This window comes from Treponema sp. (genome assembly GCF_045641405.1).
In the GTDB taxonomy this organism is placed as follows: Bacteria; Spirochaetota; Spirochaetia; order Treponematales; family Treponemataceae; genus Treponema_D.
Genome location: NZ_JAZUGX010000075.1, coordinates 68,729 through 88,490, shown reverse-complemented (window position 1 = coordinate 88,490; position 19,762 = coordinate 68,729). Strand labels below are relative to the sequence as shown.

General features: G+C 42.1%; 18 protein-coding genes. 13 read left to right on the top strand and 5 right to left on the bottom strand.

What is annotated here, in order from left to right; genetic code table 11:
* Nucleotides 1–188: 188 nt before the first annotated feature.
* The gene (locus ACKI39_RS12250; RefSeq protein WP_407400914.1) at nucleotides 189–950 is read right to left on the bottom strand and encodes a sulfite exporter TauE/SafE family protein; all 762 of its coding nucleotides are present in this window, start codon (nucleotides 948–950) and stop codon (nucleotides 189–191) included.
* Between the two features lie 72 nt (nucleotides 951–1,022).
* Between ACKI39_RS12250 and ACKI39_RS12245 the strand changes: the two genes are divergently transcribed.
* From ACKI39_RS12245 to ACKI39_RS12215, 7 genes are read left to right on the top strand one after another with little or no spacing between them, the layout of a single operon-like run.
* The gene (locus ACKI39_RS12245) at nucleotides 1,023–1,916 is read left to right on the top strand and encodes an ankyrin repeat domain-containing protein (RefSeq protein ID WP_407400913.1); all 894 of its coding nucleotides are present in this window, start codon (nucleotides 1,023–1,025) and stop codon (nucleotides 1,914–1,916) included.
* Between the two features lie 9 nt (nucleotides 1,917–1,925).
* Entirely contained in the window at nucleotides 1,926–3,086 is a 1,161-nt protein-coding gene (gene murG, locus ACKI39_RS12240; RefSeq protein ID WP_407400912.1) for an undecaprenyldiphospho-muramoylpentapeptide beta-N-acetylglucosaminyltransferase, read from the top strand.
* Complete coding sequence (locus ACKI39_RS12235; RefSeq protein WP_407400911.1) at nucleotides 3,083–3,607, top strand: CvpA family protein; 525 nt, start codon at nucleotides 3,083–3,085, stop codon at nucleotides 3,605–3,607. Before murG ends, ACKI39_RS12235 begins: the two co-directional genes overlap by 4 nt.
* Nucleotides 3,600–4,850: a DNA polymerase III gene (locus ACKI39_RS12230; protein WP_407400910.1), complete on the top strand. Its 1,251-nt coding sequence runs from the start codon at nucleotides 3,600–3,602 to the stop codon at nucleotides 4,848–4,850. The genes ACKI39_RS12235 and ACKI39_RS12230 overlap by 8 nt, the downstream gene beginning before the upstream one ends.
* Nucleotides 4,843–6,033 (top strand): two-component system sensor histidine kinase NtrB, encoded by a 1,191-nt coding sequence (locus tag ACKI39_RS12225; protein WP_407400909.1) that lies wholly within the window; start codon nucleotides 4,843–4,845, stop codon nucleotides 6,031–6,033. The genes ACKI39_RS12230 and ACKI39_RS12225 overlap by 8 nt, the downstream gene beginning before the upstream one ends.
* The gene (locus tag ACKI39_RS12220) at nucleotides 6,033–7,406 is read left to right on the top strand and encodes a sigma-54-dependent transcriptional regulator (protein ID WP_407400908.1); all 1,374 of its coding nucleotides are present in this window, start codon (nucleotides 6,033–6,035) and stop codon (nucleotides 7,404–7,406) included. The genes ACKI39_RS12225 and ACKI39_RS12220 overlap by 1 nt, the downstream gene beginning before the upstream one ends.
* A 3-nt stretch (nucleotides 7,407–7,409) precedes the next feature.
* Nucleotides 7,410–7,871: a J domain-containing protein gene (locus ACKI39_RS12215; RefSeq protein WP_407400907.1), complete on the top strand. Its 462-nt coding sequence runs from the start codon at nucleotides 7,410–7,412 to the stop codon at nucleotides 7,869–7,871.
* A gap of 143 nt (nucleotides 7,872–8,014) precedes the next feature.
* On the opposite strand, the gene ACKI39_RS12210 is transcribed toward ACKI39_RS12215, so the two are convergent.
* Together ACKI39_RS12210 and ACKI39_RS12205 are read right to left on the bottom strand one after the other, a co-directional pair.
* Nucleotides 8,015–9,307, bottom strand: coding sequence for a glucose-1-phosphate adenylyltransferase (locus ACKI39_RS12210; RefSeq protein WP_407400906.1), 1,293 nt, complete (start codon nucleotides 9,305–9,307; stop codon nucleotides 8,015–8,017).
* Between the two features lie 115 nt (nucleotides 9,308–9,422).
* Nucleotides 9,423–10,856, bottom strand: a complete 1,434-nt coding sequence (locus tag ACKI39_RS12205; protein WP_407400905.1) for a putative bifunctional diguanylate cyclase/phosphodiesterase — start codon at nucleotides 10,854–10,856, stop codon at nucleotides 9,423–9,425.
* Nucleotides 10,857–11,053: 197 nt separating this feature from the next.
* On the opposite strand from ACKI39_RS12205, the gene flgF reads away from it, so the two are divergent.
* Both flgF and flgG read left to right on the top strand, forming a co-directional pair.
* Nucleotides 11,054–11,854 (top strand): flagellar basal-body rod protein FlgF, encoded by an 801-nt coding sequence (gene flgF, locus ACKI39_RS12200; RefSeq protein ID WP_407400904.1) that lies wholly within the window; start codon nucleotides 11,054–11,056, stop codon nucleotides 11,852–11,854.
* 29 nt (nucleotides 11,855–11,883) lie between these two features.
* Nucleotides 11,884–12,678, top strand: a complete 795-nt coding sequence (gene flgG, locus ACKI39_RS12195; protein WP_407400903.1) for a flagellar basal-body rod protein FlgG — start codon at nucleotides 11,884–11,886, stop codon at nucleotides 12,676–12,678.
* A 197-nt stretch (nucleotides 12,679–12,875) separates the two neighbouring features.
* On the opposite strand, the gene ACKI39_RS12190 is transcribed toward flgG, so the two are convergent.
* Together ACKI39_RS12190 and ACKI39_RS12185 are read right to left on the bottom strand one after the other, a co-directional pair.
* Nucleotides 12,876–13,433, bottom strand: a complete 558-nt coding sequence (locus tag ACKI39_RS12190; protein ID WP_407400902.1) for a hypothetical protein — start codon at nucleotides 13,431–13,433, stop codon at nucleotides 12,876–12,878.
* Nucleotides 13,434–13,564: 131 nt separating this feature from the next.
* Entirely contained in the window at nucleotides 13,565–15,592 is a 2,028-nt protein-coding gene (locus tag ACKI39_RS12185; protein WP_407400901.1) for an ATP-dependent helicase, read from the bottom strand.
* A gap of 170 nt (nucleotides 15,593–15,762) precedes the next feature.
* Between ACKI39_RS12185 and ACKI39_RS12180 the strand changes: the two genes are divergently transcribed.
* From ACKI39_RS12180 to flgD, 4 genes are all read left to right on the top strand, one after another.
* Nucleotides 15,763–17,055: a hexokinase family protein gene (locus ACKI39_RS12180; protein ID WP_318691783.1), complete on the top strand. Its 1,293-nt coding sequence runs from the start codon at nucleotides 15,763–15,765 to the stop codon at nucleotides 17,053–17,055.
* Nucleotides 17,056–17,124: 69 nt separating this feature from the next.
* Nucleotides 17,125–17,757 (top strand): periplasmic-type flagellar collar protein FlbB, encoded by a 633-nt coding sequence (locus ACKI39_RS12175; protein WP_407400900.1) that lies wholly within the window; start codon nucleotides 17,125–17,127, stop codon nucleotides 17,755–17,757.
* Nucleotides 17,758–17,809: 52 nt separating this feature from the next.
* On the top strand, nucleotides 17,810–19,255 hold the full coding sequence (locus ACKI39_RS12170) for a flagellar hook-length control protein FliK (RefSeq protein WP_407400899.1): 1,446 nt from the start codon (nucleotides 17,810–17,812) through the stop codon (nucleotides 19,253–19,255).
* A 14-nt stretch (nucleotides 19,256–19,269) separates the two neighbouring features.
* Nucleotides 19,270–19,722 carry a flagellar hook assembly protein FlgD gene (gene flgD / locus ACKI39_RS12165; RefSeq protein WP_407400898.1) on the top strand — a complete coding sequence of 151 codons (453 nt, stop codon included), beginning with the start codon at nucleotides 19,270–19,272 and terminating at the stop codon, nucleotides 19,720–19,722.
* Nucleotides 19,723–19,762: the final 40 nt, after the last annotated feature.

Here is a 19,762-nt window from a genome sequence, read left to right as displayed (position 1 = left end):
TTTTTTGTTGGCTGAGTCCGTAGGAAGTGTTACTATATGATATGTGGTGGTTGAGGCTCTCGAAACTACCACATATTTTGTGGATATTGCTTGATTTCGACAGGCGGCATCAAGGAAACTACGTTGCCGTGTCCAATCGGCGCAGCAATACTATTTATGTACATAGCCCTTTTGTTTTTCCTTTAATTTTAATTTATCTTTATCAAGTTTTCGTAGATTATCTTTGCGAGGAAAAGTATAAGGACACAGACGATTATGGGACGTGTTATCTTTGAGCCTTTTTTTGAGAAGCTGTGGCTTCCGATGTAACAGCCTATCATGCTGCAGATGCCAGCACAGATTCCAAGTAGATAGAATACCTGTCCGTTGTATATGAACACGGCAAGTGAAATGTAGTTTGATGTCAGATTGACTGCTTTTGTTGTTCCTGCAGCCTCGTTTAATGTCAGGTGGCAGATTCCGCTGAAGACGATCATCAGGAATGTTCCTGTTCCAGGTCCGTAAAGACCGTCGTAAAAACCGATTACAAGGGCAGAAATTGCGCATATTGCAATTGTTGCACCTAGGGAATATCTGCTTTCTGTAGATTCTTCCAGGGTTTTCCCAAAGATTACATAGAGGGCTATTAACGGGAGGAGGAGCATAAGGAAGAGGGATAGTATTTTTTCGTTCGTTCCAAGGCTAAGGTTGCTTCCAAGAAAAGCACCCGCTATTGCCATTATCACGGAAGGAATGCAATACTGCCATTTCATGTATCCTGATTTTAAATAGTGGAAGGCTGCGACGCTGGTTCCTAATGAGGAGGAAAGCTTGTTTGTGGCAAGTGCCTGATGGACGGGAATTCCACCCATGATGTATGCAGGAAGCGCAATAAGACCACCGCCTCCGCCGATTGAATCCACGAAGCCTGCAAGACCTACCATAAGACAAATAGCTGCGTATCTTAACATGTATATGTTATATCATTTTTTGAAAAGGTTGTCTTTCTTGTTAAATGGATATTTTTGGAGTATAATTATGCAATGAAATGGTTAATTCTTAAACATTCGGCAGATAATGCTGAAAAAATATCAATATACCTCCAGTCAAAGAACTGCCAGGTTTCTATTGTCGACATCGATTCTGACTACAGTTCCCTTGTTTCTGAAATCAAAGGTGCAAAGAATTTCTTTGTCAGTGATTCAAATGTCCTTGCAGATAATCCTAAATTCCTTTATCTCTATGGACTTATTTCGGAAAGGGGGCAGTTTATTCTTGTCCAGGGAAAGAATGTGGATGAGCTTAAGTCATTGTCAGGAGAATCGGAAAAGTTTGTCTATGGTTCAACAAAGGCAGAGGTGCTTAAGGTCTTGAAATCTGACTTCAAGGACTACTATGCTGCGGACAAGAAAAGCTCTGCTCTCAATGACCTTCTATCCCGTGGTCTTCCTTTCAACGCCGACTGCATGGTTCATTTCATTGAAAAGGACAAACCTGAAATCGTTGAGCTTGTCTATGATGCAGGCCTTGATATCAATTCATGGACAGAAGACGGAGTTCCTGTTCTTTGTGCTGCTGCCAGATGTGACAAGGTTGAATATGTCAAGTGGCTCCTCAAGCGCAATGCTGATGTAAACATCATCTCAAAGGACCGCGGATATTCTCCTGTAATGGATGCCGTATGGAAAAAGAATCTTGAAATGGTAAAGCTTTTCATCAAGGCGGGTGCTGATCTTGGAATCATGAGTTCAGATGGACAGCCTATTCTTGTTCTTGCTGTTGGAAACGGAAATGCAAAGATTGTTGAAGTTCTCCTTAAAGCTGGTGCTGATCCTGACATCAAGGATGGAATGGGGATGAGCGCAAGAGGCTATGCAAACCTTTTCAAGAAAACTGATATCATGAAACTTATGGAAAAATTTCCAAAGAAAGAGTAGAAAGCCAAAATGTCTGAAAATAAAAAAAAGTATGTGATTGCAATTACTGGCGGTGGAACAGGTGGACATATCTATCCTGGCATCGCCGTTGCCGATGAAATCAGAAATCTTGTAAAGGACGCTGATGTTGACCTTAAGATCCATTGGATCGGTTCATCAAAGGGAATGGACAGAACTCTGGTTGAAAAAAGTTTTGTCTCTAACGGTGGCAGCATCGATGCTTTCCACGGTATTCCGTGCGGTAAACTCAGGCGCTACATTTCCTTTCAGAATTTCGTGGATCTGTTCAGGATTTTTGCGGGTTTTGTAAAGGCCTTTTTCGTACTTGCAAAACTTAAGCCAGATGTGCTTTTTTCAAAAGGTGGTTTCGTAAGTGTTCCGCCATGCATGGCAGCTTCAATCCTTAAGATTCCTTTCTTTACCCATGAATGTGATTTTACACCGGGACTTGCAACAAGGATCAACAGCAAAAAGGCAAAGAATGTTCTCGTGTCTTACGAAGATACAAAAAAATATTTTTCAGAACCTGTAAAGTCAAAATGCCTTGCAACTGGAAATCCTGTTCGCCCTGTATTCTATTCTGATCATGCAGCGGAAGGTAGAAAATTCCTTGGAATCCCTGAGGACAATAAGAAGCCTGTTCTGCTCGTTATCGGCGGAAGCCTTGGCGCCCTTCAGATCAACAGCCTTGTGGTTGAATGTCTTGAAGAATTAAAAAAGAATTTCATCGTTGTCCATCAGACTGGAAAAGCCTTTGCGGATGCACATCCAGAAGTAATGAACAGCGGTGATGAAAACTATAAGCCTTATGCATTCATCTATAGTGAAATGGTTTCTGTACTTCAGGCTGCAGATGTTGTCCTTTCTAGGGCCGGTGCCAATTCTCTTTCCGAATGTGCAGTTTGCGCAAAGCCTATGGTTCTGGTTCCTCTGTGTGGTTCTGGAACTCGTGGTGACCAGGTTGACAACGCCAGGTATTTTGAAGAGAAGGGTGCTGCTGTTGTTCTTGTTGGTGATGATGCGACTAAGGAAAATCTCCTGGTCAAGATTCTTGAATTTACGGATGAAGGAACACGGCGCGACATGTCGATGAAATGTTCCGCTCTATATGGCGATAAAAGACCTGTCAATGTAATCGCTTCTAAAGTACTGGAGGAAATAGGTCTATGAACCTTCCGATTATCGATCTTGTTTTCATAATCATAATTTTTGCTCTTGCCATAATGGGACTTATAAACGGATTCCTCAATGAAGTTCTTGGAAAGGTCATTCCGATTGCTTCAATCTGGATCGCTTTCATGACCTTTGGACATCTTGTGGGACCTTTGGAGCTTCATGTCAAATTTCATGTTGCTGCCGTAATTTGTGCGTTCCTGATTGTTTTTATTGTTGTATTCATAGTGCTCAAGATCATCCAGGCGATACTAAAAAAAATATTCAGCGCTGCTATCCTTAAATCCCTGGACAGGTTCCTTGGTTTTGTTTTTGGTGCGGTTGAAGGCGTAGCCATCGTCTGTATCGTTCTTCTTGTGTTGAGGACACAGCCTTGGTTTGACACATCTTCTTTGCTTGCAGGAAGCATATTCCTTAAATATCTTGATCCGCTGATTTCTATTCCTGCAGATGCAATTACTGAATCTGTCAAGGATGCCTCCGCATTCATTGCTGGAAATGGAGCATTGAATGTTTGACAACATAATCTGGCAGAATTCTACAGATCTTTTGAAGGATGATATTCTCAAGAACAGGTTGCCTGGTTCCATTCTTTTTTATGGCCCTGCCGCTTCAGGAAAATTTTCCTGTGCATTGGAAACTGCCAGGGTACTTTCATGCGAAAAAAATGGTGAATGGACATGTACCTGTCCTAGCTGCCTTAAGCACAAGGCTCTTGTAAGCCAGAATGTCCTCATCACAGGACCTGGAAACAAGATACTGGAAATCAATGCCGCCAAAAACAGCCTGCTTGTCATGAATATCCAGAATTCACGACATCTTGAGGCAAGCAGATATCTTTTTATCCGTGCCGTAAGAAAATTGACCGCAAGATTCAGTCCAGTGCTTTGGGAAGGTGAAGACAAGCTTGCAAAATTTGCACCTTTGCTTGAATCCATCAACGACAATCTTGAATTGATTTCTCCTGGAAAAGTTCTTCCTGACGATTCTGAGCTTCGGAAAATTGTCGATGCGATTTCAAGTGACTGCACAAAACTTGAAAGCACCTATCTTTATGATTCCCTTCCTGTTTCTCAGATAAGGAATTTCTCTTCGTGGGCACACCTTACTTCTTCAAGCTCGAGCAAAGGAAAAAAAGTTGTGATCATAGAGAATGCTGACCGTATGCTTGATGGTTCAAAAAATGCTCTTCTTAAGATTCTGGAGGAACCACCTCGTGATACAATGTTCATCCTTACGACTACTCAGAAGGGGGCAATGCTTCCTACAATTCTGTCCCGACTAAGGACATATGGTTTTGTAGAGCGAACCGTAGAACAGCAGCAGGAATTGATTCAGCGTGTTTTTCATACGACGGCTTCCCTTAACGGTGAACCTTGTGAAAGCATAAATGATTTTCTTCAGACTTATCTTCCTGTAGCACCTGATACAGTTTTTTCTTTTGCCGAATCCTTTTTCAACAAGATAGCGGAAGGACATATTCCTGATGTTCCTGCATTGGTGTCTGCCTGCAGTGGATTTGAACCGCGGGTCATTTTCAAGATTTTTCTTCAGGGAATCATTGAAGTTCAAAAACCTCTTCTTTCATCAGGACAAGGAGCTGAAACATCAGCAAAGCTTTTAGAGTTGATACGAGGTGCATGGAACAGTGTCACCGTCTACAACCAGAATCCTGCGGCTGTCCTTGAAGAGCTTACAAGAAGCATAATGCAGTTGAATTTTCTGAATAATGGAATACTGAGAGGTCAGAAAAGTGAGTGACTTTGTAGGAAAGGCATCTGAAAAACTCAAGAAACTTTCTGATGAGCAGGTTGAACGACTGATAGCAACCATCCAGGAAGAAAATGATATCTTTGATTCAATCCTTGAAAGTCTTTCTTCTGGAATCATAGTTGTTGACAGAAACTGGAAAATCATAAAAAGCAACAAGTCTGTTAAGCATCTGGTTCCCTTGTTTTCCAACTATAGGGAAAAAAAAGATGTTCTTTGGAATCTCATAGACAATGAAGAGATTGGAACTTTTTTGAAAAATACTGCTGCATCCAATGTTTTCAATGTAAGCCAAGAATTTTCCATCGTTACCGAGAATTCCGTTACTTTCATCGTGGTTTCAATTTTACCTCTTGTAAAGAATTCAGAAATCGCGGGTTCCATCATTTCCATCACAGATATGACCGCTAAGCGGCAGCAGGAGATTCTTCTTCACAGAATGGAAAGTCTTCAAAGCCTCACAAATCTTGCGGCTTCTGTTGCCCATGAAATAAAAAATCCCCTTGGAGCCATCAGCATTCATATTCAATTGCTTCAGAAGGCCGTAAAGAAATGCCGACAGGGCGATGGTAATCTTCCTGATGAAAAGTTCATGGAAAATTATCTGGATGTAGTCAACGAGGAAATAGATAATCTCAACAGGATCGTCATGGACTTTCTTTTTGCCGTGCGCCCAGTAAAGGTTCAATTGATTCTTTCAAATCCTGATGAAGTCATTGGAAAGACTGTTGAATTTTTTAGACCCGAACTTGAAGAACATTGCATTTCTCTTAATGTTGAGCTTTGTAATGATGCAAGAATCCTTGTTGATGAAAAACTTCTCCGTGAGGTTATCGTAAATCTTGTCCAGAACGCCAAGTCCGCGGTAGAATCAAGAATAGATGATGACGGTGCGAAAGTCATGGTAAAGTCCTTCATCAAGAATGATAGGTACATTCTTACGGTGGCAGACAATGGTTGTGGAATGGAACGTGATACATGCGAACACGTCTTTGAGCCTTATTATACGACTAAATCCAACGGAACTGGACTGGGGCTTACTACTGTGTACAAGATCATCAAGGAATTCCGTGGAGACATATCAGTTACTTCGGAAAAGAACAGGGGTACTGTATTTACGGTTTCCATTCCTGTTCCTCAGAAGTCCACTATGCTTCTTGAAGGAGGCAAATAATGAAATTCACATTGCTTATTATCGACGATGAAAAAAATATCCGTGATGGACTTGCAGCCAACTTTGAACTGGAAGACTACAACGTAAAGACTGCAGCTAGTGGAGAAGAAGGAATTGAACTTATTTCCAAAGGAGACATCGACCTTGTCATTACGGATCTTCGCATGCCAGGCATAAGCGGAGAAGAAGTTTTAAAACATGTCGCAACGGTTACTCCAGGTATTCCAGTAATCATTCTTACCGGCCATGGAAGCATTGATGCTGCTGTTGATGCCATGCGACACGGTGCCTATGACTTTTTGACGAAACCCCTTAACCTTGATCAGCTTGGAATGATTGTAAAACGCGCTCTTGAAAGCCGAGAGATGAAGCTTGAGCATCAGGAGCTTAAGAAATCAGTACAGTCAAAGGCTGCTTTTAAGGGCATGATCGGAAAATCTCCTGCCATGGTGAAAATCCAGGAAACCATCAGCAAGGCGGCAAGTTCAAAAGCCAGCGTCCTTATCACAGGAGAAAGCGGCGTAGGAAAGGAAGTTGTTGCCCGTGCTGTCCATGAGCTGTCCAATCGGCATGATAAGAATATGGTGGATGTCCACTGTGCGGCTCTTAGTGAGACTCTTCTTGAAAGCGAACTTTTTGGACATGAAAAAGGAGCCTTTACAGGTGCCGACCATCTTCAGAAAGGGCGCTTTGAGCGTGCCCACGGAAGTACAATTTTTCTTGATGAAATCGGCGAAATCAATCAGAGCGTCCAGATAAAGATTCTCCGTGTTCTTGCAGAAAAGAAATTCGAACGTGTAGGTGGAGAACAGACCATCAATGTTGATGTTCGTGTCGTTGCCGCCACCAACAAGAACCTTGAAGAAGAAATAAAGGCTGGCCGTTTCCGTGAGGATCTTTATTACAGGCTCAATGTCATCCACATACATGTTCCGCCCCTAAGGGAAAGAAAGAGCGACCTTCCATTATTGATGGCTTCTTTCCTTGATTCCTTCAACGAAGAAAATGGAAAATCCATAAAAGGCTTTGACAACAAGGCTAAGGCTGCCATGAACAGATACGATTGGCCAGGAAATATCAGAGAGCTGCGTAACTGTGTGGAAAGTGCGGTTGTTATGTGTAGTGGTGATGAAATCACCCTTGATGATCTGCCTCCGAATGTAGCATGTAATAGCGGTGAAGATAGCATCCAGATACCATTTGGAACTACACTTGATGCTGCTGAAAGAATCGTCATCGAGCAGAACCTTGCCGCCAACAAGAACAACAAGACTAAGACTGCGGAAATTCTTGGAATCGGAAGAAAGACCTTGCAAAGAAAGCTGGCAGAGTGGGGTATTGAAGAAAGCGACGGCGCTGATGCCGAGGAATGAAACATGGAAACAATGTATGACAGACTTGGAGACCTGCTTAGCGAAACCCTTGAAGCAGGACATGTAAAGTTTGTCAAGCCAAAGATTTCTGATAATCAGTCGCAAAAAAAGGAACCTTCTGTTAAAGAGCCTGAGGTTGACGCTCAAAAAGAAAAATTAGGACAGACCCGGACTGAAAACAGAGGTCAAAAGAAAAATTCTACGGAATATGAAAAGTCCTATGCCAGTGGGCAGAAAGCAACTGGAACCATAATCAAATATGTTTCGCCTGAGCTTGAACGTGCCTACCGTCTTCTTGGAATTCCAATGGGATCATCCAAGGATGATGTCAAGAAAGCCTATAAGGAAAAACTTCAGTATTATCATCCTGATAAACACATTGGAAATCCAATTCTTGAAAAGGTTGCAACAGACAAAACCCGCCAGGTTGTAGATGCCTATAATCTAATCAGTGAAAATCTTTAGAAAATAAAAAAGCACAGTTTTGAAAAGGGTTTCAACGTGTTTAAACACAACCCAGAACAAACACTGTGCTTTCTCAACAAGGCTTCTTTTGAAACCCGTATATGTGTTCCCCATCTCCTTGTAAGCGGGGATTACATTGCTTTTTAGATTACAGTTCCATCAGGGATAACTGCACCCTTACGGATGACAATGATACCTTCTGCGCTGTAGAAGAGACCGTGGTCACCGTCATCGTACTTCTTTCCGCTTACATTGATGCAGCAGTTATTTCCGATGTGGGCATTCTTATCGATGATTGCTCTTTCGATCTTACAGCCCTTACCGATACCCATGTCAGGAACCTTCTTCTTTTTGTTTGCTGCCTTTTCTTCTTCTGTTTCGTAGAAGTCGGCACCCATCATTACAACGCCCTTAAGGTCACAGTCTTCTCGGATGATTGAGCGAACACCGATAACAGACTTCTTGATGCTGCTGTCGGTAATTACGCATCCTTCGCTGGCGAGGGTAGAGTTAAGTGTAGCGTTGTTGATTTTACTTGGAGGAAGATTGCTCATCTGTGTATAAACAGGCTTTGTTTCTTCATACATGTTGAATGCTGGTACTGGATTTGTAAGGTCAAGTGTTGCTTCATAGAATGAACGGATTGTACCGATGTCTTCCCAGTAATCGTTGAAGATGTAGCTGTTTACCTGATGGTCCTTGATTGCCATAGGAATGATTTCTTTACCGAAGTCAGTCTTTTCGTTGTCAAGGAGCTTTTCCATTGTGTCTGCATTGAAGATGTAGATACCCATTGATGCAAGGTATTCAAGGTCTGCAGGAAGATCTCCGCGTGATTTTTCTGGAATTTTCCAGTGGTCGATGTTAAGGTCTGCAGCTGGTTTTTCCATGAAGGCTGTGATTCTGTTTGTATCGTCAACCTGCATGATACCGAAACCTGTTGCATCGCGGCGGTTTACAGCCTTTGCTGCAATTGTGATTTCTGCGCCGCTTTCAATGTGTTCATTCATGAATTCCTTGAGGTCCATCTTATAAAGCTGATCGCCTGAAAGAATGATGTAGTGTGTAGGCTTCTGTACACGGAAGTGACCAAAGTTCTTGCGAACTGCGTCTGCTGTTCCTTCGTACCAGCCTGAATGTTCAAGTGTCTGTTCAGCAGCAAGAATTTCTACGAAACCGCCCGAGAAACGGTCAAAGTTATAGGAATTGTTGATGTGAAGGTGAAGTGAAGCCGAGTTGAACTGAGTCAAAAGATAGATTTTCTTATATCCAGAGTTGATGCAGTTTGAAATTGGAATATCTACGATTCTGTACTTGCCGCCAAAAGGTACTGCTGGCTTTGAACGTTCCTTTGTAAGTGGATAAAGACGTGTACCCTTTCCACCACCGAGAATGATAGCAAGAACTCTTGGTTCTTCTTTGTTTTTTGCTGACATATTATTAAATTCCTCCGTAAAAGCCTAAAACTAAGTGTATGAATTCATTATAAATCAGTTTTATCAAAATGCAACAAAAAATGCACTTATCTATGTAAAAGTCTGGTGAAGAATTTTAGCTAGAAAGCTTTGCCGCCGTCTCGTTTAGGAGAATGAGGAAATTTGACTCATGCATAGGCTTTGCGTAGTAGAATCCCTGGGCTATATCACATCCGATGCTCTTGAGCATGTCAGACTGAACCTTTGTCTCGACACCTTCCGCAACGGTCTTTATCTTCAGTTTTTTTGCCATTTCAATTACAGATGTGATGATTATGTTTTCCTTCTGGTTCTCTGGGGTTACGGAAAGGAATTCCTTGTCCAATTTGATGACATCTGCAGGCATGCTTTTGAGAAGATTGAGGGAAGAGTAGCCTGATCCAAAATCGTCTACGGAAACGGAGAATCCTGCGTTTTTGATTTCCTTCATTACCTTGATCAGTCGCTGCTGGTTGTCGAACATGATGCTTTCAGTCAGTTCCACCTCGATCTTGTTTTCCCCTATGTCATATTCTGCGGCAATATCCCTTAGTTCACGGATAAGGTTTGGGTTGTACAGGTGGTATCGACTAAGGTTGAAAGAGATTGTAAGTGGTTTCAGCTTCTTTGATTCCTCGCTTTTGTTCCAGCTGTCCAGGAAGCTGCAGACTTTCTTGAATACGAATTTGTCTATCTTTTCAATGAATCCGTTGTCTTCAAATAAAGGTACGAATTTTCCTGGCTGGAGGAAGCCTTTTCTCGGGTTGTTCCATCGGATCAAGGCTTCCGCTCCCATGACGATTTCGTTTGAAAAGTTGAATTTCGGCTGGTAGAAGACCTCGAATTCCTTGTTCAGGAAAGCGTTTTCCATTGTCAATGTGATTTCACGGTTCCATTCGTGGGAACTGCGCATTTCTTCAGTGTATTCTATTACACGGTGGGTTGCGTGGGTATGACGGCAAAGCTTCTGTGCAAGATTTGCCTTGTCTATCATGGAATCTATTGAATCTGCTGGATTGTCTATGTAGTAGGCGCTGGTGGTGAAGGTGAAGTTATAGCGTTCTGGAAGAATGTCCTTTAGGCTTTCCTTTACCGTTGTCATTATGAAGACCCGCTCTTCAACATTCCAGAAAAAATCAGGATTCTTTGTAAAGAATATGAAGTTGTCCGCAAAAAAGCGAAGTACGTATTCATTTTTTCCGCAATGCTTGGCAAAGTGCTTTCCTACACGTTTCAGAACCTCGTTGCCGACACGGGTGCCGTAGGTTTCGTTTATTAACCCCAGGTTGTCTATATTGAAGGAAAGAATCATGTATTCCCTTGGATTTGCCGTTGCAAGTATCTTTGAGACGTTTTTCTTGAAATGCTCGAAATTTGGAAGACCAGTTACTGAATCAAAATCAATCTGATGGTTTTTCTTTCGCAGGATAAATAGAAGAAGGGTGATTATGAACAGGACAAAAGTCAGGACCGTGATCTGCAGGTAGAATGAGGTGATGCTGTGAAAAAAAGTAGCAGGAATCTTGTCCATCTCCATCCTAATATAAGCTGATAAAACAAAGTGTTTAACCAAACTTTACATACTAATCTCCACCCATATTTAAAGTATAAGGCTGCTTTTGTAAAAAAGCAATAAAAATCAAAAAAAAATGCAATTATCATCAAAAGTCTATAAATTCCTAAACTGGAAATCTTTAAATTCCGATAAATAGGAAAGAGGTATGGTATATGATTAGAGGATGGTACATCGGTGCAAGCGGAATGAATGCCCAGCAGAACAGGTTGGACACAATTTCCAATAACCTTGCAAATGTAGACACTACAGGATTTAAGAAAGAAATTCCTGTAAGCAAGGAATTCAGTGAGCTTCTTCTTAGAAGGACTCAGGCAGATGGTGTCTATAAGGTTCCAGGCGGATCTTGTGATGCGGCACCAATCATCGGTTCTATTGGAATCGGTGTTGAGACAAATGAAATTTTTACTGACTTCCAGCAGGGATCTTTTAAGAATACAGATACCAAGACAGATATGGCTCTTGCTGGCGAAGGTTTTTTTGCAGTCCAGACACCAGCGGGAGAACGCTATACTCGCAACGGTAATTTCCATCTTGGAAAAGAAGGAATTCTTCTTACAAAGGAAGGATATCCAGTTCTGGGAGAAAACGGCCCTATCCATGTAGAGGATGACAGATTTTTTGTCAATCAGGATGGAATGATCTACAACAAGGAAGACAACGCCCTTGTTGACCGCATAAAGGTTGTTCGTTTTGATAATGAACGCTATCTCAAAAAACAGGGTTCATCCCTTTGGAATACAAATGACATTGCAGGACAGGCCCACATTGCGGAAGGCGATGAGCGTCCAAGATTTCTTCAGGGATACACAGAAACAAGCAATGTAAATGTTGTAAATGAAATGGTGCAGATGATTGAGGTCAACCGCGCCTATGAAGCAAATCAGAAGTCGGTCCAGACACAGGACAGCATGATGGACACACTCTGGTCTAAAGTTGTTACGGTAAACAGATAGTCATGAATTGTAAAATGGGGGATAGATAAATGGTAAGAAGCTTATGGAATGCTGCAACTGGAATGAACGGTCAGCAGATGAATATCGATACAATCTCAAACAATCTTTCAAACGTCAATACTACAGGCTTCAAGCAGCATCGTGCAGAATTTGAAGATCTGATCTATCAGAACGTTAAGCTTGCGGGAACTCCTGCAACAGAGGATACAGTTACTCCTGTTGGCCATCAGATGGGTAGTGGTGTCAAGGTTGGGGCTACCCAGCGTATCATGAGCCAGGGATCTCTCCAGGCAACTGGTGTTGATACTGACATTGCCATTGTAGGCGACGGATTTTTCCGCATTCAGCAGTATGACGGTTCATGGGCTTACACTCGCGACGGTTCTTTCAAGGTTGATTCTACAGGCCAGCTTGTGAATGCAAACGGTCTTCGCGTTCAGCCAGAAATCATCATGCCTGAAGGTTTTCAGCTTGAAACACTTTCAATTTCAGATACAGGTCGTGTAAATGTAAAGGTCAACGGTCAGCTTGATCCAATTGAAATAGGTCAGCTTGAACTTTACAGATTTCCAAACAGTGTTGGTCTTGAAAATACAGGAGACAACCTTTATAAGGTGACAAATGCATCTGGTGAAGCGATTGCTGCCCGTCCAGGTCAGGATGGCATGGGTATCGTTAAGCATAAATTCCTTGAAATGAGCAATGTTTCAATTGTGAATGAAATGGTACAGATGATCGTTGCACAGAGAGCCTACGAATTCAACTCAAAGGCAATCCAGACATCTGACAACATGCTTCAGACAGCTGCTGCCCTCAAGCGCTGATAGATTGAATTAAAAATCATAGTTTTTATACCTCAGCCAGTGCATCATTGGTGTGCTGGCGTTTTTTTTATGCGTATTATATCTTAGCGTTGGGTTATGGAAAAAAAATAGGGGATGTCCTCAAAGGAATTGTTTCTGGTGCGGTCACCGTGAAACTCTCCTGGGACATCCCCTATATTGTATTTATGTTTTTTTACCTAGCGTTTTACAAATTGAATGTAGTCAAGATCCATTCCTGTCGAACCTGTATCGTAGTCTGAATGTGGTGTGATGGCAACGGTTATTGTTCTTGGTTCCTCGAGGGTAAAGTAAACAGGTACTCTTGTCGTCAATTCCCATTCCCCTGATGGAGGATTGTTTGGATAGACTCTTGTAGATATTCCATCAAGATAAACATAGAAAGCGCTGTGGTCCTTGTCCGAAGCCTTTTCCTTTATGAGGCATTCATAGGTTCCTGCAGGAAATTTAACTTTCATTGTTGCCGACGATGAATCTTCAATAAGTCTGATGCAGAATTTTCCGCTTGCACTGTTGTCCTGAAGGACGGCGCTGTTGTGGAGGAACATCGTCTCGCATTCATATTTTATCCCGATTCCGCTGTATTCAACTACAGGAATCGTTTCCATTACAGGTGGAAGCACCTGCTGGTCTGTAACGATAAGGAAATCCTTCTTTTTATTTGTTTGGCATGAAGCAAAGGCAAGAAGGAGTGATGAAATGACTGCTGTATTTATTGCTGCTTTTAAGATCTTCATTTTTTTTCTCCATGTATAGTTTCCCTTTCATTATCGGAATAAGAGGGGCATAATTTATATATGGAGGCTCTAAAAATTGCAATTTTTAGAGATGCCCTATATTATTTTCCTGTTTCTATTTGTTCGGAATGTCAAAGCTTAGGGACTCTAGGTTTTGCCATGTTCTTGAGCATGTTCTGCAGAAGCTCATGTGCCATTTCTTCACTCACTTCCTTTGATGGTTCGTGGTATTCAACAAGATTTGAAGGAATCTCATCAAGAAATCTGCTTGGTTCGCAGTCTACGGTGCTTGCCATTCGTCTTCGTTGCCTGCATGCTGAAATAAGCAGTCTGTTCTGTGCACGGGTTACCGCAACATAGAACAATCTTCTTTCTTCCTCTACGGCTGCATCTCCGCCTTCTTCTACGGCATGGGCGTGGGGCATCAAACCTTCTTCGGCTCCTGCAATGAAAACAACAGGGAATTCAAGGCCTTTGCTTGCGTGGACTGTCATCAGGTTTACCTTTCCCTGGTTTTCTTCTTCGTCCATGTCGTCACGGCTTAAAAGGGTAATGCGGTTAAGGTATGCATAGAGGCTTGTGTCTTCGTAGTTCGGATTGTTTTCCCATTGCTCCATGCTCTTTATAAGGCTTTCTATGTTCATGTACTTGAATCGAGCGGCTTTTTCGCTTTTTGGATTTTCTGTAATGAGGAAATCAAAGTAATTTATCTCATCTACCATCTCACGGACCTTCTTGCTTAAGCCTTTTCCTCCGAGCATGGATTTGTTTTTTTCTATTATTTCGCTGAATTCCTTAAGGCTATCCAGAACATTGCCTGTGACAGGACATTCTTCAGGTGGACATGAAATGATTGCCTGAATGGAATCCCAAAGGGAATATTCCATGTTCTTTGCTACTGTGTTGATCTGCTCGATGGCGGCTCTTCCTATTCCTCGGCGGGGAGTGTTGAGAATTCTTATCAGATTGATGTCATCATCGTGGTTTGCAATGACACGAAGGTAGCTGATGATGTCCTTTATTTCCTTTCTCTCAAAGAAGCTTGTTCCGCCGCTGACGGTGTAGGGAATGTTGGCTTCGAGAAAGGCTTCTTCTATGGCACGGGTCTGGGTGTTGGCACGGATAAGGACTCCAAAATCCGCATAGTTTCTTTTTTCTTCTGCACAGATTCCCTGGATTCCTTCTGCGATGAAATCAGCTTCCGCCGCTTCATTTTCCGGCATGTAGATTTCTATTGGTTTTCCCGTTCCGTTGCCGCTCCAAAGTTCCTTGTCCTTGCGGTTTGTATTGTTCTTGATCACTCCGTTGGCAGCCGCAAGAATCGTTCCTGTTGAACGGTAATTCTGTTCAAGACGGATTTCCTGCACGTCAGGAAAGTCTGTCTCGAAGTTCACGATGTTCTGGTAGTCGGCTCCACGCCAGCTGTATATGCTCTGGTCGTCATCTCCTACGACTGCGACGTTCCTGTCAGCAAGAAGATGCATGAACTCATACTGCTGATGGCTTGTGTCCTGAAATTCATCGACCATAATGTATTTGAACCGTTCCCTGTAACGCTGCAGGATGTCTGGATGTTCCTTGAATAGTTTTATTGGCAGAACGATAAGGTCATCGAAGTCAACAGAATTGTACAGCTTAAGTCCTTCCTGATAGCCTTCGTAAAGCTCCCTGTACATGTCGTTTTCTCCGCACCATGTTTTTCTTCCTGTCTTTATGTCGCTGAAAAGGACGCTTATTTTGTACAGGTCAAGGGCGTCTGCTGTGAATTTAAGTTCCTGTCCCGTTTCCTTTATGAGGGCTTTTTTGTCGGTTTCGTCATATATGGAGAAATTAGGTCTATACCCAAGGGCTTCTATTTCCTGTCTTAAGATGCGTACACCAAAGGCGTGGAATGTACTGACAGTAAGGTTCTGTAGCTTTCTGTTTGTAAGGTCCTTGATGCGGTCTTCCATTTCCTTTGCAGCCTTGTTTGTAAAGGTTAGTGCAAGGATGGCGCTCTGAGGAATGCCTTTTTCAAGCATGTTTGCGATTCTATATGTGATTACGCGTGTCTTTCCTGAACCAGCTCCAGCGATGATCAGGATAGGTCCTTCAAGGGTTGTGACTGCGCGATATTGTTCAGGGTTCAATTTATCTTTTAATTCTTCTTCCAGTGACATAGGCGTATAATATAGTGTAATAATTCATAATTCACAATTCATAATTCATAATTCATAATTCATAATTCATAATTCATAATTCATAATTCATAATTCATAATTCATAATTGAAAACGAGTGTTTTCTTATGATATAATGTGTACATTGTTACTATTATATGGAGTTTGTATATGAATAATTCAGTTGCTGCATTCTTGGGCAGACACAATTTTCCTGTTCATCAGGATATCAACGGCGTTGTAAATGCCATGCTCTATGATTTTGACATGGGGCTTAAGGGTAAAAAAGTAGGTTCAGAAATGATCCGTACTTTTACAACTCCTCCTTCACAGGCAGCAGCAGGCAAGTCGGTAATCGTTATCGATGCAGGTGGAACCAATTTCCGCTCATGCCTTGTTTCTTTTGCCGCAGACGGAACTCCTACAATCACAGACCTTGAAAAAACAAAGATGCCTGGAATCGAAAGGGAACTTTCAAAAAAGGAATTCTTTGATCAGATTGCATCAAACCTTGAACACCTTAAGGGAAAGTCGGCAAACATCGGTTTCTGTTTCTCTTATCCTGTTACAATCCTTGAAGACGGAGACGGCGTTCTCATCAACTTTACAAAGGAAGTAAAGGCTCCTGAAGTTGAAGGCTGTACGATCGGAAAGGAACTTGCCGCAGCCCTCAAGGAACACGGCTGGAACGACAAGCTCAACATTACACTTCTTAACGATACAGTTTCTGCTTTGCTTGCAGGTGCCGCTAATCCAGATGAAGGCATGGAATATTCTTCATACATCGGCTTCATCCTTGGTACGGGCATGAACGGTGCCTACATCCAGAAGGAAGACGCAGCATATCCTGGACTCAAGAGACAGATCATCAACTGCGAATGCGGAAAGTTCAATCAGGTTGCAAGAAGCGATTTTGACTATGCGTTCGACAAGAAGTCTGACAAACCTGGCATGGGAATCATGGAAAAGCTTTGTTCTGGTGCATATCTTGGTCCTGTTGCATACGAAATGCTTGTAGCTGCAGGAAAGGAAAAGGTGTTCTCTGATGCTGTCTCTGCAAAATTTGCTTCCCTTGATGCCCTTACTACAATCGATGTTTCATGCTATCTTGTTGCTCCTCATTCAGCAAACAACAAGCTTGGTGCAATGATTTCGGACGGAACTGCAGAAGACCAGGAAATCCTCTTCCAGCTTATGGATGCCCTTGTTGAACGCTGTGCACGCATGGCAGCTTCAATTCTTGCAGCCTGTGCAATCAAGAGCGGTGAAGGAAAGGATGCCGCTAAGCCTGTATGCATGCTCTGCAACGGATCTACATTCTTCAAGCTTTACAAGGTTTACAGCCGCGTAAAAGCATATCTTGAAGATGTTCTTGTATGCCAGCGCGGAATCTACTTTGACATCATCGAGCGTGAAAACGACATCACCCTTGGAACAGCCATCGGTGGTCTCATTACAAGATAATTGTAATCTTTTACGATAAAAAACCGAAAATAGACTAAGAAAATAGTTTTATTTCAGGTGGGGTAGAAAGTGTCAGGTGCAAAAGTTTTAGGAAAATCAATCCTTCTCATAATTCTCATTGTGATTCTTGTTTTGTTTGGAATGCTCTGGTTTGACTATCTTGGCATCATCCATGCAAAAAAGACTTTTGCACCTCTTTTCAAGATGGTAGGACTTGCACCACAGACATCTATAACTGCTGGTAGTTCAAAACAGCTTGTAGAGGCTGATCTTGACAATGACCGTTTTGCAAAAAGGCTTGAAGCCCTTGAGATACGTGCAGAAGAGCTTTCAAAGCGTGAATCTGACGTACAGCTTGCGGAAGATGCCAATGCCCAGGTTGCCCTTGAACTTGAAGATAAAGAAAAAACTCTCATAGAACGTGAAAAAACATTTAATAATTTAGTTAAAAAGTACGATGATAGAAGTGTAAACATTGAGCAAATTGTTGCAAACCTTAACGGTATGCCACCTAAGAATGCTGTAGCGATTCTTGTAGCCATGGATGATCAGGACGTAATAGACGTTCTGCGCAAGGCTGATGAAGTTGCTGCTGCAAGCGGGGAGGCTTCAACAGTTGCTTACTGGCTGTCACTTATGCCTGGAGAAAGGGCTGCTGAGATTCAGCGCAAGATGGCCAATAAGCCGCTTTCTATCAACTAAAATCCGTTGAAAGGCTTGCAGTTGCTTCCTTGTTTATCTTTTGGAGGAACATATGCAGGCCTTGAACTTACAGCTTCTCGAAACACAGAACTCAAAGAATCAGCCAAAGAATTTCTCTTCATTAAAGAATGAACCAAAGCCAGGGGTTTCGTTCCGCGACATGATCAAACAGGTGTCAAGGAAGGATCCATCTCCTAAAACCACAGATATCAAGTACGAAATATCCTCAAAGGAAATTTCAGAACCACAGAATGTCGAAAACGCTGATCCAAGAAAGGATGTCCGTACTGTAGAAAATGAAAATCCAAAAAATAAGACCGTAAACAGTGATGCTGAAAAGCTTGCTGAAAAAGATGATTTTGAGGCTGCAGATAAGCTTGAGGTTGAAGCTTCTGAAACAGCGGTAAAAGCTGTTTCTGTTGAAATGATACCTTCGGATTTTACTGTAAAGAATGAAATCAATGGACAGCTTACATTCCTAGATAATGAGGTTTCTGAAGAAGAAATTCAGGTAAACGATTCTGAATTCTCATTCCTTAAGATGAAGGCTTCTTCAAATGATGATCCTCTTGCGATAATTGAAAATGCAATTGAATATGAAAGCAAGGATGATCTTGTAATAAATGCGCAGAATCTATCCCTTGAAAATCCTGAAAAATTCCTTGATGGACGGCAGATAGCAAATGAAAATTCTGAAGCTTCAGAAGTCAATGTCGCTGCTTTTGGTGATATCGGACAGCAGTTGGATGCTGTTGTGATGAACGAAAAGAAAGAAGAACCTGCCTTTAAGCTTGAGGTTGCAGATTCTGGTTCAGAAGTAAAGTCAGAAGCTACATCTCTTTTCAAGGATATCTTTACAGTGACAGACAACCGTAGCGTGGAAGATAAGATCGCTCAGTTTAAATCTATGGTCAATCAGAGCTCTGAAAATGCATCAGAAAACAATATAAACCTAGCGTTGAGTATGTCTGACAATGCAGCCCAGAACATTCTTTCTACAAATAATCAGACTGCGGGGGCTACAGGATCAACTTTCCAGGAAATGCTTACACAACAGGTACAGACTAATGTTCCAGATTTTGTTAAGGCAGGAAATATAGTTCTACGTGACAACAACCAGGGAACCGTAAACATGATTTTAAAGCCTGAATCTTTAGGAAATGTTAAGATTAATCTTCAGGTTACCGATAATGTCATCACAGGGCAGATAACTGTACATAGCAAAGAAGCTTTTGAAGCTTTCAAGCAGAACATGGATAGCTTGAGACAGGCATTCCAGGAAAGCGGTTTTGAGAATGCTGACTTGAATCTTAGTTTTGCAGACAATTCATCTTCTGGTGCTTTTGCACAACAGGGTGAAAGACATCAGAGCAGTGAACAGTTCTTTGGCAACAAGGCGTACAGCAACTATGCTGCCTCCGCTGATTCTGATGACTACGGCGTTGAATCGGTTTCTTATGAAACAGGTCTTGATAAGCAGGTTAGCATCGTAGCATAAAAGGGGATAAAAGTATGGAAGGAATTCATGAAGTTAGTTCAAAGTTGAATGCTCAGGAAATGGCAGCCCTCAACATGCAGGTTGATTCATTCAACAAGTCGCTTGTTGTGGAAGGCAGAAAGCCATCTCATGAACTTGGTAAGGATGACTTCCTTAAGCTTTTGATCACTCAGCTTTCACATCAGGATCCTACAAAGCCAACAGACAACACACAGATGATTGCTCAGATGGCTCAGTTCAGCTCCCTTGAACAGATGACAAACATGAATCAGGAGTTTGCAAAAATGAACCAGATGCTTGTTTCTGCACAGGGGGTTAATACAATCGGTAAAACTGTCGATATTGCTATCGGCGATACATCGACAACTGGTGTTGTAGAAGCGGTTACTTACGGACAGAACCCACAGGTTCGCGTTGGCAACATGTACTACGACATGAAGAAGATCACAGCCGTATACGGCAACTAAAATTGGTATTAAGCCTGCAGTTTGCAGACTGAATATATTG

Excerpts from the sequence above, each read along its gene's own strand:
- ACKI39_RS12250 (WP_407400914.1), bottom strand. The coding sequence starts at position 950 with ATGTTAAGATACGCAGCTATTTGTCTTATGGTAGGTCTTGCAGGCTTC.
- ACKI39_RS12245 (WP_407400913.1), top strand. The coding sequence starts at position 1,023 with ATGAAATGGTTAATTCTTAAACATTCGGCAGATAATGCTGAAAAAATA.
- murG (WP_407400912.1), top strand. The coding sequence starts at position 1,926 with ATGTCTGAAAATAAAAAAAAGTATGTGATTGCAATTACTGGCGGTGGA.
- ACKI39_RS12235 (WP_407400911.1), top strand. The coding sequence starts at position 3,083 with ATGAACCTTCCGATTATCGATCTTGTTTTCATAATCATAATTTTTGCT.
- ACKI39_RS12230 (WP_407400910.1), top strand. The coding sequence starts at position 3,600 with ATGTTTGACAACATAATCTGGCAGAATTCTACAGATCTTTTGAAGGAT.
- ACKI39_RS12220 (WP_407400908.1), top strand. The coding sequence starts at position 6,033 with ATGAAATTCACATTGCTTATTATCGACGATGAAAAAAATATCCGTGAT.
- ACKI39_RS12215 (WP_407400907.1), top strand. The coding sequence starts at position 7,410 with ATGGAAACAATGTATGACAGACTTGGAGACCTGCTTAGCGAAACCCTT.
- ACKI39_RS12210 (WP_407400906.1), bottom strand. The coding sequence starts at position 9,307 with ATGTCAGCAAAAAACAAAGAAGAACCAAGAGTTCTTGCTATCATTCTC.
- ACKI39_RS12205 (WP_407400905.1), bottom strand. The coding sequence starts at position 10,856 with ATGGACAAGATTCCTGCTACTTTTTTTCACAGCATCACCTCATTCTAC.
- flgF (WP_407400904.1), top strand. The coding sequence starts at position 11,054 with ATGATTAGAGGATGGTACATCGGTGCAAGCGGAATGAATGCCCAGCAG.
- flgG (WP_407400903.1), top strand. The coding sequence starts at position 11,884 with ATGGTAAGAAGCTTATGGAATGCTGCAACTGGAATGAACGGTCAGCAG.
- ACKI39_RS12190 (WP_407400902.1), bottom strand. The coding sequence starts at position 13,433 with ATGAAGATCTTAAAAGCAGCAATAAATACAGCAGTCATTTCATCACTC.
- ACKI39_RS12185 (WP_407400901.1), bottom strand. The coding sequence starts at position 15,592 with ATGTCACTGGAAGAAGAATTAAAAGATAAATTGAACCCTGAACAATAT.
- ACKI39_RS12180 (WP_318691783.1), top strand. The coding sequence starts at position 15,763 with ATGAATAATTCAGTTGCTGCATTCTTGGGCAGACACAATTTTCCTGTT.
- ACKI39_RS12170 (WP_407400899.1), top strand. The coding sequence starts at position 17,810 with ATGCAGGCCTTGAACTTACAGCTTCTCGAAACACAGAACTCAAAGAAT.
- flgD (WP_407400898.1), top strand. The coding sequence starts at position 19,270 with ATGGAAGGAATTCATGAAGTTAGTTCAAAGTTGAATGCTCAGGAAATG.